Origin of the sequence: Agrococcus jejuensis, from assembly GCF_900099705.1 — a bacterium.
Classification (GTDB): domain Bacteria; phylum Actinomycetota; class Actinomycetes; order Actinomycetales; family Microbacteriaceae; genus Agrococcus; species Agrococcus jejuensis.
The window spans coordinates 3017907-3032709 of sequence record NZ_LT629695.1 but is presented as its reverse complement, the minus strand read 5'-3'; the positions used below and the strand labels follow the sequence as shown (position 1 = coordinate 3032709).

The 14803-nt window shown below is 72.6% G+C and carries 12 protein-coding genes; 5 read left to right on the top strand and 7 right to left on the bottom strand.

Annotated features, from left to right (window positions below; translation table 11 throughout):
* The first annotated feature begins 25 nt into the window (after window positions 1–25).
* The gene (locus BLQ67_RS14335) at window positions 26–1510 is read left to right on the top strand and encodes an MFS transporter (protein ID WP_092506167.1); all 1485 of its coding nucleotides are present in this window, start codon (window positions 26–28) and stop codon (window positions 1508–1510) included.
* Between the two features lie 189 nt (window positions 1511–1699).
* On the opposite strand, the gene BLQ67_RS14330 is transcribed toward BLQ67_RS14335, so the two are convergent.
* A complete protein-coding gene (locus tag BLQ67_RS14330) occupies window positions 1700–2620 on the bottom strand; it encodes a DMT family transporter (RefSeq protein ID WP_231945069.1) in 921 nt (306 codons plus the stop codon).
* A 46-nt stretch (window positions 2621–2666) separates the two neighbouring features.
* A complete protein-coding gene (locus tag BLQ67_RS14325) occupies window positions 2667–3437 on the bottom strand; it encodes an SDR family NAD(P)-dependent oxidoreductase (protein ID WP_172802345.1) in 771 nt (256 codons plus the stop codon).
* Between the two features lie 64 nt (window positions 3438–3501).
* Between BLQ67_RS14325 and BLQ67_RS14320 the strand changes: the two genes are divergently transcribed.
* The 3 genes from BLQ67_RS14320 (at window position 3502) to metX (ending at window position 7353) form a co-directional block, all read left to right on the top strand.
* Window positions 3502–4680 (top strand): acyltransferase family protein, encoded by a 1179-nt coding sequence (locus tag BLQ67_RS14320; protein ID WP_157674861.1) that lies wholly within the window; start codon window positions 3502–3504, stop codon window positions 4678–4680.
* A 31-nt stretch (window positions 4681–4711) separates the two neighbouring features.
* Complete coding sequence (locus BLQ67_RS14315; RefSeq protein ID WP_407922494.1) at window positions 4712–6043, top strand: bifunctional o-acetylhomoserine/o-acetylserine sulfhydrylase; 1332 nt, start codon at window positions 4712–4714, stop codon at window positions 6041–6043.
* A 113-nt stretch (window positions 6044–6156) separates the two neighbouring features.
* Window positions 6157–7353 carry a homoserine O-acetyltransferase MetX gene (gene metX / locus BLQ67_RS14310; protein ID WP_092506159.1) on the top strand — a complete coding sequence of 399 codons (1197 nt, stop codon included), beginning with the start codon at window positions 6157–6159 and terminating at the stop codon, window positions 7351–7353.
* Here the strand turns inward: metX and BLQ67_RS14305 are convergent.
* The 5 genes from BLQ67_RS14305 to BLQ67_RS14285 form a co-directional block, all read right to left on the bottom strand.
* On the bottom strand, window positions 7350–8495 hold the full coding sequence (locus tag BLQ67_RS14305; RefSeq protein WP_092506157.1) for a glycosyltransferase 87 family protein: 1146 nt from the start codon (window positions 8493–8495) through the stop codon (window positions 7350–7352). The genes metX and BLQ67_RS14305 overlap by 4 nt on opposite strands.
* A 29-nt stretch (window positions 8496–8524) precedes the next feature.
* Window positions 8525–9562 (bottom strand): hemolysin family protein, encoded by a 1038-nt coding sequence (locus BLQ67_RS14300; protein WP_092506155.1) that lies wholly within the window; start codon window positions 9560–9562, stop codon window positions 8525–8527.
* Window positions 9559–10881 (bottom strand): hemolysin family protein, encoded by a 1323-nt coding sequence (locus BLQ67_RS14295; protein ID WP_092506153.1) that lies wholly within the window; start codon window positions 10879–10881, stop codon window positions 9559–9561. Before BLQ67_RS14295 ends, BLQ67_RS14300 begins: the two co-directional genes overlap by 4 nt.
* Window positions 10882–11060: 179 nt before the next feature.
* Window positions 11061–12494 (bottom strand): GMP reductase, encoded by a 1434-nt coding sequence (gene guaB1, locus BLQ67_RS14290; protein WP_092506151.1) that lies wholly within the window; start codon window positions 12492–12494, stop codon window positions 11061–11063.
* 53 nt (window positions 12495–12547) lie between these two features.
* Window positions 12548–14098, bottom strand: a complete 1551-nt coding sequence (locus tag BLQ67_RS14285) for a bifunctional 3'-5' exonuclease/DNA polymerase (RefSeq protein ID WP_231945068.1) — start codon at window positions 14096–14098, stop codon at window positions 12548–12550.
* A 139-nt stretch (window positions 14099–14237) separates the two neighbouring features.
* Between BLQ67_RS14285 and BLQ67_RS14280 the strand changes: the two genes are divergently transcribed.
* Window positions 14238–14744 carry an HNH endonuclease gene (locus BLQ67_RS14280; RefSeq protein ID WP_092506147.1) on the top strand — a complete coding sequence of 169 codons (507 nt, stop codon included), beginning with the start codon at window positions 14238–14240 and terminating at the stop codon, window positions 14742–14744.
* Window positions 14745–14803 lie beyond the last annotated feature (59 nt).

Sequence of the window (14803 nt, the reverse complement as noted above, 5' to 3'; positions counted from 1 at the left end):
CCGCACGGCGTGCGAGGATGCGCGCATGGTGAGGGGCACGTCGCTGCGGGGATCGTCGCTCCGCACCGCCATCCCGGTCGCGCTCGTCGGCTGGCTCGTGTGCGTGGAGCTCGTCAGCGGCATGCTGCAGGGCTACTACGTGACGATCTCGACGGAGATCGCCCGGCATCTGTCGATCGCGGATGCGGACCTCAACTGGTTCGAGGCCGGGCAGCTGCTGCTGTCGGCGCTCATGGTGCCGGTGCTCGCGAAGCTCGGCGACATGCACGGGCACAAGAAGGTGCTGCTCGGCTCGACGATCGTCGTCGCGGGCGCGAGCTGGTGGATGGCGTTCGCTGGCGACTTCTGGAGCTACCTCATCGCCTTCTCGCTGCAGGGCATCTACGCCGTGTGGCTGCCGCTCGAGATCGCGCTCATCTTCGATCGCGGACGCCGTACGGGCCGTGCCGCGTCGGAGACGCGGCGCGCGGCGGGCCTGCTCGTCGTCGGCCTCGAGACCGGCGCGATCCTCGGCGCGCTCGGCGCCGCGCGCGCCCACGCGGCATTCGGCGAGGCGATGGTGCCGACGCTGCTCGTGCCCGCCGTGTTCGTCACGCTGCTGCTGCCCGCGATCTGGTTCGGCGTGCCGGAGTCCGAGCCCCTCCCCGACCGGTCGCTCGACGCCGTCGGCTTCTCGCTGCTCGCCCTGTCGCTGCTCACCGTCACGTCGGGCCTCACGTTCCTGCGCCTCATGGGTGCGGGCTCCCCCGTGCCGTGGATCCTCGTGGGCGTCGGCCTGCTGCTCGTGCTGCCCTTCGGTCGGTGGGTGCTGCGTCGCCCCGACCCCGCGATCGACCTGCGCGTGCTGCGACGCCCCGAGATGTGGCCCGTGCAGCTCACCGCCGGCCTCGTGGGCGTGAGCCTGCTCGGCGCGCAGACGCCGCTCGCGACGTACGCAGGCACCGACCCCGACGAGGTCGGCTACGGCCTCGGCCTCGACGCGAGCGGCCGGTCGATCGTCATCGGCGTGTACCTGCTGGCGCTCATCGTCGGCGCGATCCTGCTCGCGGTGCTCTCGAGGCGCATCCGCCCGCGGCTGCTGCTCATCGTCGCTGCGGCGCTCGTCGGCGTCGGCTACCTCGCCCTCGTCGCCTTCCACGGCACGCTCGTCGAGGTGCTCGCGTGCCTCGTCGTCGCGGGCATCGGATGCGGTGCGCTCGTCGGCGCCATGCCCGCCGCTGCAGCGGCTGCGGCACCGCGTGGGCAGACGGGCGTCGCGACGGCCCTCACGAACACGACGAAGACCATCGGCGGCTCGTTCGCGTCGTCGATCTTCGCGATCGTGCTCGCCGCGGGTGCCGTGGGCACTGCAGCGTCGATCGGCGGCTACGTGACCGTGTGGATCGTCTGCGGCGTCACGGCGCTCATCGCGGCGGCAGCGCTCGTGGCGGTGCCTCGCCTGGCGTTCGCAGACCCGGAGCCGGTCGCCGAGGCCGCCGAGGAGCCGCCCGCGGCGACGCCCGCCCGCTGACCGTCCCCCCACCAGCCGGTCGAGGAGCGTGCGAGCGCAGCGAGCACGCGTCACGAGACCACGCGAACGCCGCTCCTGCCCAGCCATGCGCGTGGTCGCTTCGAGCGAGCACGTCGCGTGGTCTCGTAACGGCTCCTCGCCCTAGGGCTCGGGGCCTCCTCGACCAGCTGGTGGGGGCCAACGGGCGGCTCAGGGCGCGACGACCCCGCGCGCACGACGCCGTGGGCGCAGCCGCGAGATCGTCACGCCGCCGAGCGCGAGCGCGCCGCCGATCAGCGCGAGCAGCGTCGGCACCTCGCCGAGCACGAGCCACGCGATGAGCGTCGCGAGCGCAGGCACGACGAGGGTCGTCGCCGCGGCGGGGCCCGCGCCGGAGTGCTGCAGCACGTACGCCCACGTCGAGAAGGCGATGGCCGTCGAGCCGACGCCGAGCGCGAGGGCCGCCACGATCGCACCCGTCGACGCCGACTGCAGCTCGCCGAACGCCTGCGGCGCGAACGGCAGCGTCGCGAGCAGCCCCGCGGCGCAGCCGACCCAGGTCGCCGCGACGGGCTCGACGGTGCGCAGCGCGACCTTCTGCGTGAGCACGCCCGCGGCGTAGAGCACGGCGGCGAGCAGGCCGAGCGCGATGCCGAGCCCGTCGATCGTGGGGGCGCCGCGCGAGCCGAGCGCGATGAGCACGACGCCCGCGAACGCGACGACGAGCCCGACGACGAGCGGCCGAGGGAAGCCCTCGCCGAACGTGAAGCCCGCGACGACGGCGACGAGCAACGGCGCCACGTTGACGAGCATCGCAGCGGTGCCGGCGTCGAGGTGGTGCTCGGCCCAGTTGAGCACGACCGTGTACGCCGCGAACCACGCGACGCCGTACGCGAGCACGAGCGCGAGGCCGCGCCCGCGCGGGAACGCCGGGCGCACGACGGCGGCGATCACGAGCAGCACCGGCAGCGCCGATCCCAGCCGCACGAGCGCGAGCGGACCGGGAGACAGCTCATCGCCCACGGCGCGGATCGCGACGAACGCGAACGCCCACAGCAGCACCGTCACCGCAGCGGCGACGAGCACGAGCGGGCGGGCGGCGGTGGAGGAGGCAGGGGCGGGCGACGTCACCCGCTCATCGTCCCGCGCACCACCGACGCGCGCGGGCATCCACCCGTCAGGACTTGGCCTGCAGCGGCCCCCGGTGCACCATCCACGCGTGCGTCTGCGCGACGGGCTTGATGACGACCTCGTCGATCGACACGTGCCCGGGCAGCGCGAGCGCGTCCGTCATCACCTGCGCGACGTCGTCGGCCGTGAGCGGATCCTGCACGCCCTCGTACACGGCGTCGGCCTTCGACTGGTCGCCCTTGAAGCGCACGAGCGAGAACTCCTCGGTCCAGACCATGCCGGGGCGCACCTCCATGACGCGGATGGGCTCGCCGTGCACCTCGAGGCGCAGCACGTCGACGAGCGCCTTCTCGGCCGCCTTCGCCGCGTTGTAGCCCGAGCCGCCCACGTAGGGCATGGTCGCGGCGATCGACGTGACGACCTGGATGGATGCGTACGTGCCGCCGGCGGTCGAGGCACGCAGCTGCGGCAGCAGGCCCGTGAGCACGCGCTTCGTCGAGAGCACGTTCATGTCGAACATGCCCTGCCAGTCGTCGAGCGTCGTCGTCGACACCGATCCGACGCCCAGCGCACCACCGGCGACGTGCACGAGGCCGTTGGCGCCGAAGGCCGTCGCCGCGTCGACGAGGCGGGCGACGTCGTCGTCGGAGGTGAGGTCGGCGACGATCGTCTCGCAGCCGGTGTCGGCCGCGAGCGACGCGAGCCGCTCTTCGCGGCGTGCGACGGCGAGCACGTGCCAGCCGCGGCGCACCGCGTGCTCGACCACCGCCCGTCCGATGCCGCTCGATGCTCCCGTGACGACGATCCGCTGCTCCATGCCCCCATGCAATCACGGTCGCAAGCCGTCGGAGGGCGAGCCGATCCGCTGTCAGGATGGATGCGTGACCGACGCTCCCCAGGCGAAGCCCAAGCGCCGCGTGCCCTACTGGGACAACGCGAAGTGGCTCGCGATGGTGCTCGTGGTCGTGGGCCACACGATCCAGCCGATCGCGCTCGACAACGACCTCGCGCTCGTGCCGTACCTCGTGATCTACGCGTTCCACATGCCGTTCTTCGGCGTCATCTCGGGCTACTTCACGACCGACAAGCCCGGCGCGAAGCAGTACGGCCGCGTCATCGGCGACCTGCTCGTGCCGTACGTGATCTTCGAGACCATCTGGTCGGTCGTCGAGTCGCTCGTCACCGGCACGCCCTCGTTCAACCCCGTGACGCCGTCGTGGACGCTGTGGTTCCTGCTGGCGCTCGCGGGCTTCCGCATCGTGCTGCCCGTGCTCGCGCGCCTGCGCTGGCCGCTGCTGTGGACGGTGCTGCTCGCGATCGTCATCGGCTACTTCGACGACGTCGACCAGACCTTCTCGATGATGCGCGCCATCCAGATGCTGCCGTTCTTCGTGCTCGGCTGGGAGCTGCGGCGCCGCGACGTGATGCGCGCCTGGCTCGACCGGCCGAGCATCGTCGGCCCGCGCATCGCCGCCGTCGCCGCGTTCGCGATCGTCGCCGCCGTCGTCGCGCTGCTGCCCGACCTGTGGCGCGACATCGCCATCCGCCACTGGCTGTTCCTCGACCGCGCGTACGCGGAGGTGCCCGCGATCGGCGAGAGCGGCGTCGCCTGGTACTACGGCACCGTGCGGCTCGCGATCATGGCGGTCACGACGATCCTCATCGCCGCCGCGCTCGTGCTCGTGCCGCGTCGGAAGACGTTCTTCACGGCGTGGGGCTCGGCGACGATGTTCATCTACCTGCTGCACACGTTCGTGCTCTACTGGCCGCGCGAGTTCGACTGGCTGCGCGACGTGGCGGACGAGTGGTGGGCGCTGCCCGCGACGCTCGTCGGCGGCTTCCTGCTCACGGTCGTGCTGTCGACGAAGCCCGTGCGCGTCGCGACGCGCTGGCTCGTCGAGCCGAACGTGCGATGGCTCATGCGCAGGCGCGACAAGGACGAGGATGCGGCACGCACCGGCACGCTGCCCGCGCAGCCCGCAGCATCCGCCGGTGCAGAGGCATCCGCAGCACCAGCAGCACCGGCCACGACTGTGACGGATGGTGACGCGGCGCGTTGAGGCGCCGCGACACCATCCGTACGGTCGAGGCATCGACGGCACCGAGGAGGCAGCCATGAGCGAGTGGGCATTCGAGACGAAGCAGGTCCACGCGGGTGCGCAGCCCGACCCGACGACCAACGCACGCATCACGCCGATCTACCGCACGACGTCGTACGTCTTCAACTCCACCGAGCACGCCGCGAGCCTCTTCGGCCTGTCGGAGTTCGGCAACATCTACTCGCGCATCATGAACCCGACGCAGGACGTCGTCGAGCAGCGCGTCGCCGCGCTCGAGGGCGGCACGGCAGCGCTGCTCGTGTCGTCGGGCCAGGCCGCCGAGACGTTCGCGGTGCTGAACATCGCGCAGGCCGGCGACCACATCGTGTCGTCGACGTCGATCTACGGCGGCACCTACAACCTCTTCAAGTACACGCTCGGCAAGCTCGGCATCGAGGTGACGTTCGTCGAGGACCAGGACGACCTCGACGAGTGGCACCGCGCCGTGCGCCCGAACACGAAGCTGTTCTTCGCCGAGACGATCGGCAACCCGCGCATCAACATCCTCGACATCGCCGGCGTCTCGTCGGTGGCGCACGAGGCGGGCGTGCCGCTCATCGTCGACAACACGATCGCGACGCCGTACCTCATCCGTCCGCTCGAGCACGGGGCCGACATCGTCGTGCACTCGGCGACGAAGTTCATCGGCGGCCACGGCGCCGTCATCGGCGGCGTCATCGTCGACGGTGGCAGGTTCAAGTGGTCGGAGTCCGACCGCTTCCCCGGCCTCACCGAGCCCGACCCCAGCTACCACGGCGCCGTCTTCGCGCAGGCCGTCGGCGACGAGATCGCCTACGTCATCAAGGCGCGCGTGCAGCTGCTGCGCGACATCGGCGCATCCATCTCGCCCGACTCCGCGTGGCAGATCCTGCAGGGCCTCGAGACGCTGAGCCTGCGCATCGAGCGCCACGTCGAGAACGCCGAGCGCATCGCCGGCTTCCTCGAGGCGCACCCGGCCGTCGCGAGCGTCAACTACGCGAGCCTCGACTCCAGCCCCTACAAGGGCGCCGCCGACCGCTACGCCCCGAAGGGCGTCGGCGCCGTGCTGTCGTTCGAGCTCGTCGGCGGCGTCGCCGCGGGTCGCGCGTTCGTCGAGTCGCTGCAGCTGTTCAGCCACCTCGCGAACATCGGCGACGTGCGCAGCCTCGTCATCCACCCCGCATCCACGACGCACTCGCAGCTCACGCCCGAGCAGCAGCTCACGACGGGCGTCACGCCCGGCCTCGTGCGCCTGTCGGTGGGCATCGAGAACGTCGACGACCTCATCGCCGACCTCTCGGCCGGCCTCGAGGCCGTGCAGGCGACGAACCGCGCCGCAGCCTGACGATCGTCCGTCGGATGCCCCGTGCCCACGTCGGGTGCGGGGCATCCGTCGTCCACGGGCTCGACACCCGGGGGATGTCGTAACACGGCTCCGAGACCGGCGAGGATGGATGCATGGACTGGCAGCTGAGCGACGACGTGCAGCCGTCGGCCCGCGTCCCCGCGCACCTGCTGCTCGACCCCACGCCCGTGCCCGTCACCGGCGCCTGGCGTCCGGGCGACGACCCCGGCGAGCGTCTGTTCGCGCGGCTCGGCGACCTCACGACCGAGCACGGCGCGACCATCCCCTCGACCGTCGTCGCGTACGAGACGTGGGGCACGCTCAACGAGGCGCGCGACAACGCCATCCTCGTGAACCACGCGCTCACGGGCGACAGCCACGTCGTCGGCGCCGCGGGCCCCGGGCACGCGACGAGCGGCTGGTGGGCGGGCGTCGTCGGTGCGGGCCTGCCGCTCGACACCGACCGCTGGTTCGTCGTCGCCCCGAACATGCTCGGCGGCTGCCAGGGCTCCTCGGGTCCCGCGACGATCGGACCCGACGGCCGCGAGCTCGGCTCGCGCTTCCCCCGCGTCACGATCCGCGACCAGGTCGAGGCGCAGCGCCGCCTCGCCGACCACCTCGGCATCGACCGCTGGCACGCCGTCGTCGGCGGCTCGATGGGCGGCATGCACGTGCTCGAGTGGGCCGTCACGCATCCCGAGCGCCTCGGCAAGGCTGCCGTGCTCGCCGCGCCGCCGATCTCGAGCGCCGACCAGATCGCGCTCAACGGCCTGCAGCTCGAAGCCGTGCAGTCCGACCCGCACTGGCTCGGCGGCGAGTACTACGACCAGCCCGACGGACAGGGGCCGCACAAGGGCCTCGCGCTCGCGCGCCGCATGGCGATGGTGAACTACCGCTCCCCCGACGAGCTCAACCGCCGCTTCGGCCGCGGGTGGCAGTCGTCGGTCGACCCCGACCACGGCGGCCGGTACCAGGTGGAGTCGTACCTCGACGTGCACGGCAACCGCTTCACCCGCCGCTTCGACGCCGGCAGCTACGTGCGGCTCGTGCTCGCGATGTCGTCGCACGACCTCGGCCGCGGCCGCGGCGGCGTCGAGGCCGCCCTGTCGAGGATCACCGCCGAGACGCTCGTCGTCGGCATCGACTCCGACCGGCTCTTCCCCGTCGCCGACCAGCAGCGCATCGCCGCCGGGCTGTCGACGTCGGTGTCGGGCGACGCGCCCGTCGTCCTGTCGAGCGAGTTCGGCCACGACGGCTTCCTCATCGAGACGGATGCGGTGGGCGCGCTGCTGCGGGAGCTCGTGGGCTAGACGGCGACCGCGACCCGGTCGGGCAGCCGCACCAGCCGCCACGCCGCCAGGCCCAGCAGCACGACGTAGCCCGCGTTGCGCAGCGTGAGCACGAGCAGACCGATGGGCTCCTGCCCCACGACCTCGCCGTACAGCCAGGGATAGCAGAGCTGCGTGAGGCCGCAGAGCACGACGATCACGGCCACGCCCTCCCACGCGCGGATGCCGACGAGCAGCAGCGCGGGCGCGATGAGCCAGATGGCGAACTGCGGCGAGCCGACGGGATTCGTCACGATCAGCGCGGCGACCATCGCCGTCGCGAGCCATGCGCCCGCCACGTCGCGATCCGCACCGCGTCGCACCGCGAGCACGCCGAGCGCCGCGACGAGCAGCGTCACGACGACGAGCACGGGCGTCGCGACGGCCGCGACCGCATCCGCCGCCTCGGTCTGCAGCTCGTACGTCAGCTGCACGTCGTCGTAGCCGAGCGGCGCGCCCGCCCAGTGGAACGGCGTCGCGAGCACCGCCTCGATCTGCAGGCCGCGCTCCCCCTGCCACGTGAGGAACGACAGCACGTTGCCGCCGGAGCCGAGGGCGAGCGCCGTGAGCATCACGACCGCGGTGACGGCCGCGCCGACCGCGAGCGTCACGAGCCGCCCGGGACGCACGACGAGCTGCGCGATCCACAGCACGCCCGGCCAGATCTTCGTCCAGGCGCCGACCGTGAAGGCGAGCGCCGCGAGCGCATGGCGTCCCGACCACGTGGCGACGACGCCCGCGATCGCGATCGGCATCGTGATCGAGTCGATGCGGCCGACGACGATGGGTCCGAGCAGCGCCATGAGCGCGAGCCACGTCCACGCGGGTGCGACGCCCCGCGGATGCCGCAGCAGCAGCCAGAACGCGAGCCCGTCGAGCACCGTCACGACCACGAGCCACGTGCCCGGCAGCGCCGCCGCACCCGCGATCGCCGACGCCGCGATCGGCAGCCACGCGAGGATCGGGTAGACCCACGGCTCGTCGATGCCGACGACGTCGCCCTGCTCGGCACGCCACACCCACCAGGGGTAGACGCCGCGCACGTCACCGAACGCCGTCGACACCTCGGGATGGTTGAGGGCCGCGACGAGGCCGTGGACCGCCATGAAGGCGGCCCACAGCATCCAGGGCGACCGCAGCGCCGCGCGGAGCGTCAGCTCAGCCGCCTCGTGGCGTCGCGGACCTCGCCGACGAGCTCCTCGATGCAGTCCTCGAGGAACAGCACGCCCGTCGTCGCACCCGACTGATCGAACGCGCGCGCCACGTGGCTGCCCGAGGAGCGCATCCGCTGGATCGCATCCTCGAGCTCGCCGCCCGCATAGAGCGACGCGAGCTGGCGGATGCGCTTCGCGGGGATCTGCGCCTCGGGATCCTCGGCGGTCAGCACGTCCTTGAGGTGGATGTAGCCGGTCGGCTCCCCCGCCTCGTCGACGATGACGTAGCGCGAGAAGCCGTGCTCGCGCACCGCCGCCTCCACGTCGTCGGTCGTCGCCTCGTCGCTGAGCGTCACGAGCCCGTCGAGCGGGATCGCGACGTCGCCCACGGTGCGCTCGGTGAACTCGAACATCTTCGAGATCGCGCCCGTCGGGTCGACGAGCAGCCCCTCGCGCTTCGACGTCTCGACGATCGTCTCGACCTCGTCGAGCGTGAACGCGCTCGCCGCCTCGTCCTTCGGCTCCACGCGGAACAGGCGCAGGATGTGGTTCGCGATCCAGTTCATCACCCAGATGACGGGCTTGAACACGCGCGAGATGAGCACGAGCGGCGGCGCGAGCAGCAGCACGGCGGCCGTCGGCAGCGTGAACGCGGCGTTCTTCGGCACCATCTCGCCGAACACGACGTGCAGGTACGTGACGATGAGGATCGCGAGGCCCAGCGCGATGCCGTCGACGGCCACCTCGGGCAGGCCGACGGCGCCGAGCGGCACGGCGAGCAGATGGTGGATGGCCGGCTCGCTCACGAGCAGGATGAGCAGCGAGCACACCGTGATGCCCAGCTGGCACATCGCGAGCATGAGCGAGACGTGCTCCATCGCCCACAGCGCCATCTTCGCGGCGCGCGAGCCGCGCTCGGCGCGCGGCTCGACCTGCGAGCGCTTCGCGGAGATGACGGCGAACTCGGCGCCGACGAAGAACGCGTTGATGACGAGCAGCACCACGAGCCAGATCAGGCCCACCCAGTCGGAGCTCATCGGGCCACCTCCTCGGACTCGGTCGTGACGACGTAGCGGATGCGGTCGATCCTGCGGCCGTCGAGGCGCTCGACGCGCAGCACGCCGCCGTCGATCGCGACCTCGTCGCCGACGATCGGCAGGCGGCCGAGCTCGGCGACGACGTAGCCGGCGACGGTCTCGTACGGGCCGTCGTCGGGGATCTCGACGGCGGCGCGCTCGCGCAGCTCGTCGGGGCGCAGCAGGCCGGGGAACGCGACCCATCCGGGTGCGTGCACGATCTCGGGGCGCAGACGGTCGTGCTCGTCGCTCACCTCGCCGACCATCTCCTCCACGAGGTCCTCGAGCGTCGCGAGGCCGGCGGTGCCGCCGTACTCGTCGACGACGATCGCCATCTGGTAGCCGCGCTCCTTGAGGTCGGCGAGCAGCTGCGGCAGGCCGACGGTCTCGGGCACGCGGTGCGGCTCCTCGGCGATCGCGAGCACGGGCACGTCGGCGCGGCGGTCGCGCGGCACCGACACGGCCTGCTTCACGTGGGCGATGCCGACGACGCGGTCGAGGTCGTCGTCGATGACGGGGAAGCGCGACAGGCCCGTCGTACGCGAGAGCTCGAGCACGTCGGCGACGGTGCGCTCGCGGTCGATGGCCTCGACGCGCGGGCGGGGCGTCATGACGTCGCCGGCCGTGAGCTCCGAGAAGCGCAGCGTGCGAGAGAGCAGCGTCGCCTGGTCGGCGTCGAGCAGGCCCTCCAGCGCCGAGCGGCGCACGAGCGACGACAGCTCGTCGGCGGTGCGGGCGCCCGAGAGTTCCTCCTTCGGCTCGATGCCGATGGAGCGCAGGATGCCGTTGGCCGAGCCGTTGAGCAGCAGCACGGCGGGCTTCATGACGAAGGTGAAGGCCCGCTGGAACGGCGTGACGATCTTCGCGGTGCGCAGCGGCACGGCGAGGGCGAAGTTCTTGGGCACGAGCTCGCCGACGATCATCGACAGGAGCGTCGCGATCACGATGGCGATCGTGAGCGAGACCGCGGGCGCGATGTCATCCGGGATGCCCCAGCCCTCGAGCACGGGCGCGAGGAGGTGCGAGATCGCCGGCTCCATCGTGTAGCCCGTGAGCAGCGTCGTGAGGGTGATGCCGAGCTGCGCGCTCGACAGGTGCGTCGACGTCTGCTTGAGGGCCGCGATGACGCCGGGGTGGTTGCCCTCGCCGCGCTCCTGCTGCGCCTCGAGCTCGGAGCGGTCGAGGTTCACGAGCGAGAACTCGCTCGCGACGAAGTAGCCGGTGCCGACCGTGAGGACGACGCCGATCAGGATGAAGAGCCAGGGCAGCTGCTCGATCATCGGATGCGTCCGATGGGCAGGAGGGCCTGGTGCCAGGGGCTGGGGCTGGTGCCGCGGTGCCGGTCAGGGCTCGGGCTGGCGCCCCAAGGACTATGGTGCTCGTCGCTCACCGCAGCATCGTACAGCCGCGGGCCCTACGGATCGCTGCCTGCTCGCCGTGGGCGATCAGGGCGTCGTGGTCACCACGAGACCGGCAGCGCCTTGCCCTCCTCGTAGCCCGCCGCCGACTGCACGCCGACGACGGCGCGTTCGCGGAACTCCGCGATCGACGAGGCGCCCGCATACGTCGCCGACGAGCGCACGCCCGACGTGATCATGTCGAGCAGGTCCTCGACGCTCGGGCGGTTGGGGTCGAGCAGGATCGTCGACGACGAGATGCCCTCGGCGAAGAGCGTCTTCGTCGCGAGCTCGAACGCCGGCAGGTCGCCGAAGCGGCCGCGCACGGCCTTCGTCGACGCCATGCCCCACGACTCCTTGTAGAGGCGGCCCTGCTCGTCGCGCTGCAGGCGACCGGGCGCCTCGATCGTGCCCGCGAACCACGAGCCGATCATGACGCTCGACGCACCGGCGGCGAGCGCGAGTGCGACGTCGCGCGGGTAGCGCACGCCGCCGTCCGCCCACACGCGCGCGCCGAGGCCGATGGCCTCCTCGGCCGTCTCGAGCACCGCCGACAGCTGCGGGCGGCCGACGGCCGTCATCATGCGCGTCGTGCACATGGCGCCGGGGCCGACGCCGACCTTGAGGATGTCGGCGCCCGCCTGCACGAGGTCGCGCACCGCGGATGCCGTGACGACGTTGCCCGCGACGATCGGCACGTCGACGGCGCCGCGCACGGCCTCGATCGCGCGGAGCATGCCGCCCTGGTGGCCGTGGGCGGTGTCGATGACGACGACGTCGGCACCGGCGTCGACGAGCGCGCTCGCCTTCGCGGCCGGGTCGCCGTTGATGCCGACGGCGACGGCGACGCGCAGACGCCCTTGGGCGTCGAGCGCCGGCTGGTACAGCGCCGAGCGCAGCGCGGTGCGCGGGCTCACGGTGCCGAGCACGCGACCGTCGTCGACGACGGCGGCGAAGTCGACGCCGCGCGCGTGCACGGCGTCGAACGCCGTGCGGGCATCGACGACGTCGGCGGGCGTCAGCGGCTCGATCGTGCCGTGCAGCAGGTCGCCGATGCGCGCATCCGGCAGCGCCTGCCCGAGTCGCCGCGCGCCGATGGCGCCGACGTAGACGTCGTCGCGCACCACGACGATGCCGTGGCCCTCGACGGCCGGCACGCGCAGCAGCACGTCGGCCACGAGCTCGTCCTCGGTCGCGAGCTGCGCCGACGACAGGTCGACGGGCTGCTCCTTCACCCACGCGATCGCGCCGATGGTGTCGTCGATCTCGTGGTCCTGCGTCAGCACCGCGAGGCCGCCGCGTCGTGCGAGGGTCGCGGCGAGCAGCGGACCCGTGACGGAGTTCATGTTCGCCGCCACGATCGGCAGCGTCGCACCCGTGCCGTCGTCGGGCGCGAGGTCGACGGCCATGCGGCTGCCGACGTCCGAGCGACTCGGCACGAGGAACACGTCCGAGTAGGTGAGGTCGTGCGGAGGCGGCGGCTGCAGGAAGCGCATGCCTCCACGCTACGCCGCGCGCGCTCGCGCGAGGCGCGTGTCCGCCACGGGCGTCAGTCGTTCGCGGCGCCGTAGTCGCCGACGATGCGTGCGTCGACGGGGAACGTGATGGGGAACGATCCGAAGAGCATGCGGCCGGCGCCCGCCGCGGCCGCACGGATCTCGTCGGCGACGGCCTCAGCGCGCTCGGCCGGGGCGTGCACGATGACCTCGTCGTGCAGGAAGTACACGAGCTCGCCGCCGCCCGCACGCAGGCTGCGACGCAGGAGCGCCATCCAGCACAGCGCCCACTCGGCGGCCGAGCCCTGCACGACGAAGTTGCGCGTGAAGCGGCCCCACGCGCGTTCGCGCGACACGGCATCCCGGTCGGCGATCCCCGAGCGCGCGGGCGGCATCGGCGCGCTCGTGCGGCCGAGCCACGTGCGCACGACGCCGCCGCGCTCCCCCGTCGTCGCCGCGTCGTCGACGACGCGCATGGCCCGCGGGTACGCGCGCCGCAGCGCGGGCACGAGCCTGCCGGAGTCGCCCGAGGTGCCGCCGTAGAGCGCGCCGAGCATCGCGACCTTCGCCTTGGGCCGCGACTCGACGACGCCGTCGTCGACGAGGCCCTCGTAGAGGTCGCCGACGGCGGCCTCGGCGAGCGCCTCGTCGCGGGCCATGGCCGCGAGCACGCGCGGCTCGAGCTGGGCCGCGTCAGCCACGACGAGCCGCCAGCCAGGATCGGCGACGACGGCGCCGCGCACCTGCTTCGCGATCTGCATCGCGCCGCCGCCCGCCGTCGCCCATCGACCCGTGACGACGCCCGCGGGCACGTACTCGGCGTGGAACCGCCCGTCGCGCACCCACTCGTCCGCCCACTGCCACCCGTTCGCGGTCCACAGCCGGTAGAGCCGCTTGTAGGCGATGAGCGGCTCGACGACGGGATGGTCGATCTCGCGCAGCTCCCACCGCGACGTCGAGCGCACGTCGAGGCCGGCGCCGCGCAGCGCGCGCAGCAGCTCGGGGGCCGAGTCGATGCTCACGCGGTGGCCGAGGATGCGGTCGACGTCGTCGGCGAGCGCCTGCAGCAGCGCGGGCCGGCCCGCCATCGGCCGCGGACCGAGCGCGTCGGCGAGCAGCCGGTCGTGCTCGGCCGACGACCACGGCAGGCCCACGTGCAGCAGCTCCTCGGCGATGAGCGCGCCCGTCGACTCGGCGCCGAGCAGCAGGCGCAGCGACGCGTCGTCGCCGACCGCGGCCTCCTGCCGCGCGAGCTCGGCGATGAGCGCGTCGACGGGCTCGGGTGCCTCGTCCATCGAGAACAGCGCGCCGTCGGGTGCGCGCAGCCGCCGCAGCCAGCGCGCGTCGAGCGGCATGCGGCCGGCGTCGGCCAGGATGCGGTGGCTCAGGCGCAGGTCGCGCGCCCGCTCGACGGCGACGCCCGCGGCGAGCAGCACGGGCGCGACGCGCGTCGAGTCCTGCCACACCCAGCGCGGCCGCTCGGGCTCGAGCGCGGCGACCGCGGCCGGCAGATCGTCGATCGTGCGACGGTCGCGCACGGCGCCGTCGTCGCCGACGACCGCGACCTCCCATGCGTCGCCGACCGGCGCGATCACCGCATCCACGGCTCCCACGCTAGGCGGCACCACCGACGTCCCCCGACCGTCGCGAAGGGGACACGCCCGGTGAACACGCCGTGAACGCATCCGCGCAATGCCGTGATTCCGAACCCTTCGTGGTGCACGATGGGGTCAAGGAGGCGCGATGCAGGCCCAGGTGGTGGTGCTGAACGCGACGCTCGAGCCGATCGGCGTCGCTTCCCTGCAGCGCGCTGTCGCCTTCGTGGTGAAGGAGCGCGCGCAGATCATGCTCGCGTCCGAGGGCACGATCCGCTCCGAGAGCTTCGAGATGCCGGTGCCGAAGGTCGTCGTCTTCAACGACTACGTCGCCGTGCCGCACACGCGCATGTACGATCGCATGCCCTGGACGCGCCGCGGCGTGCTCGAGCGCGACCGCCGACGCTGCGCCTACTGCGGCAGCGCGGGCTCGACGATCGACCACATCCAGCCGGTGTCGCGAGGCGGCGAGTCGACGTGGCTCAACACGATCACGGCGTGCGTCGACTGCAACGGCCGCAAGGGCAACCGCACGCCGACGGAGGCGTCGATGCCGCTGCAGTTCGAGCCGCGCGTCGTCTGGCGACGCGAGGTCGTGATGCTCGCGGTCGAGGCGGCGGGGGTCGACCTCGTCGCGCTCGGCCTCGCGCGTTGACACAACCTCCAGAAGGCACCCAGCGCCATCTTCGGCGCGTAGGATGGACGACGGTGTCG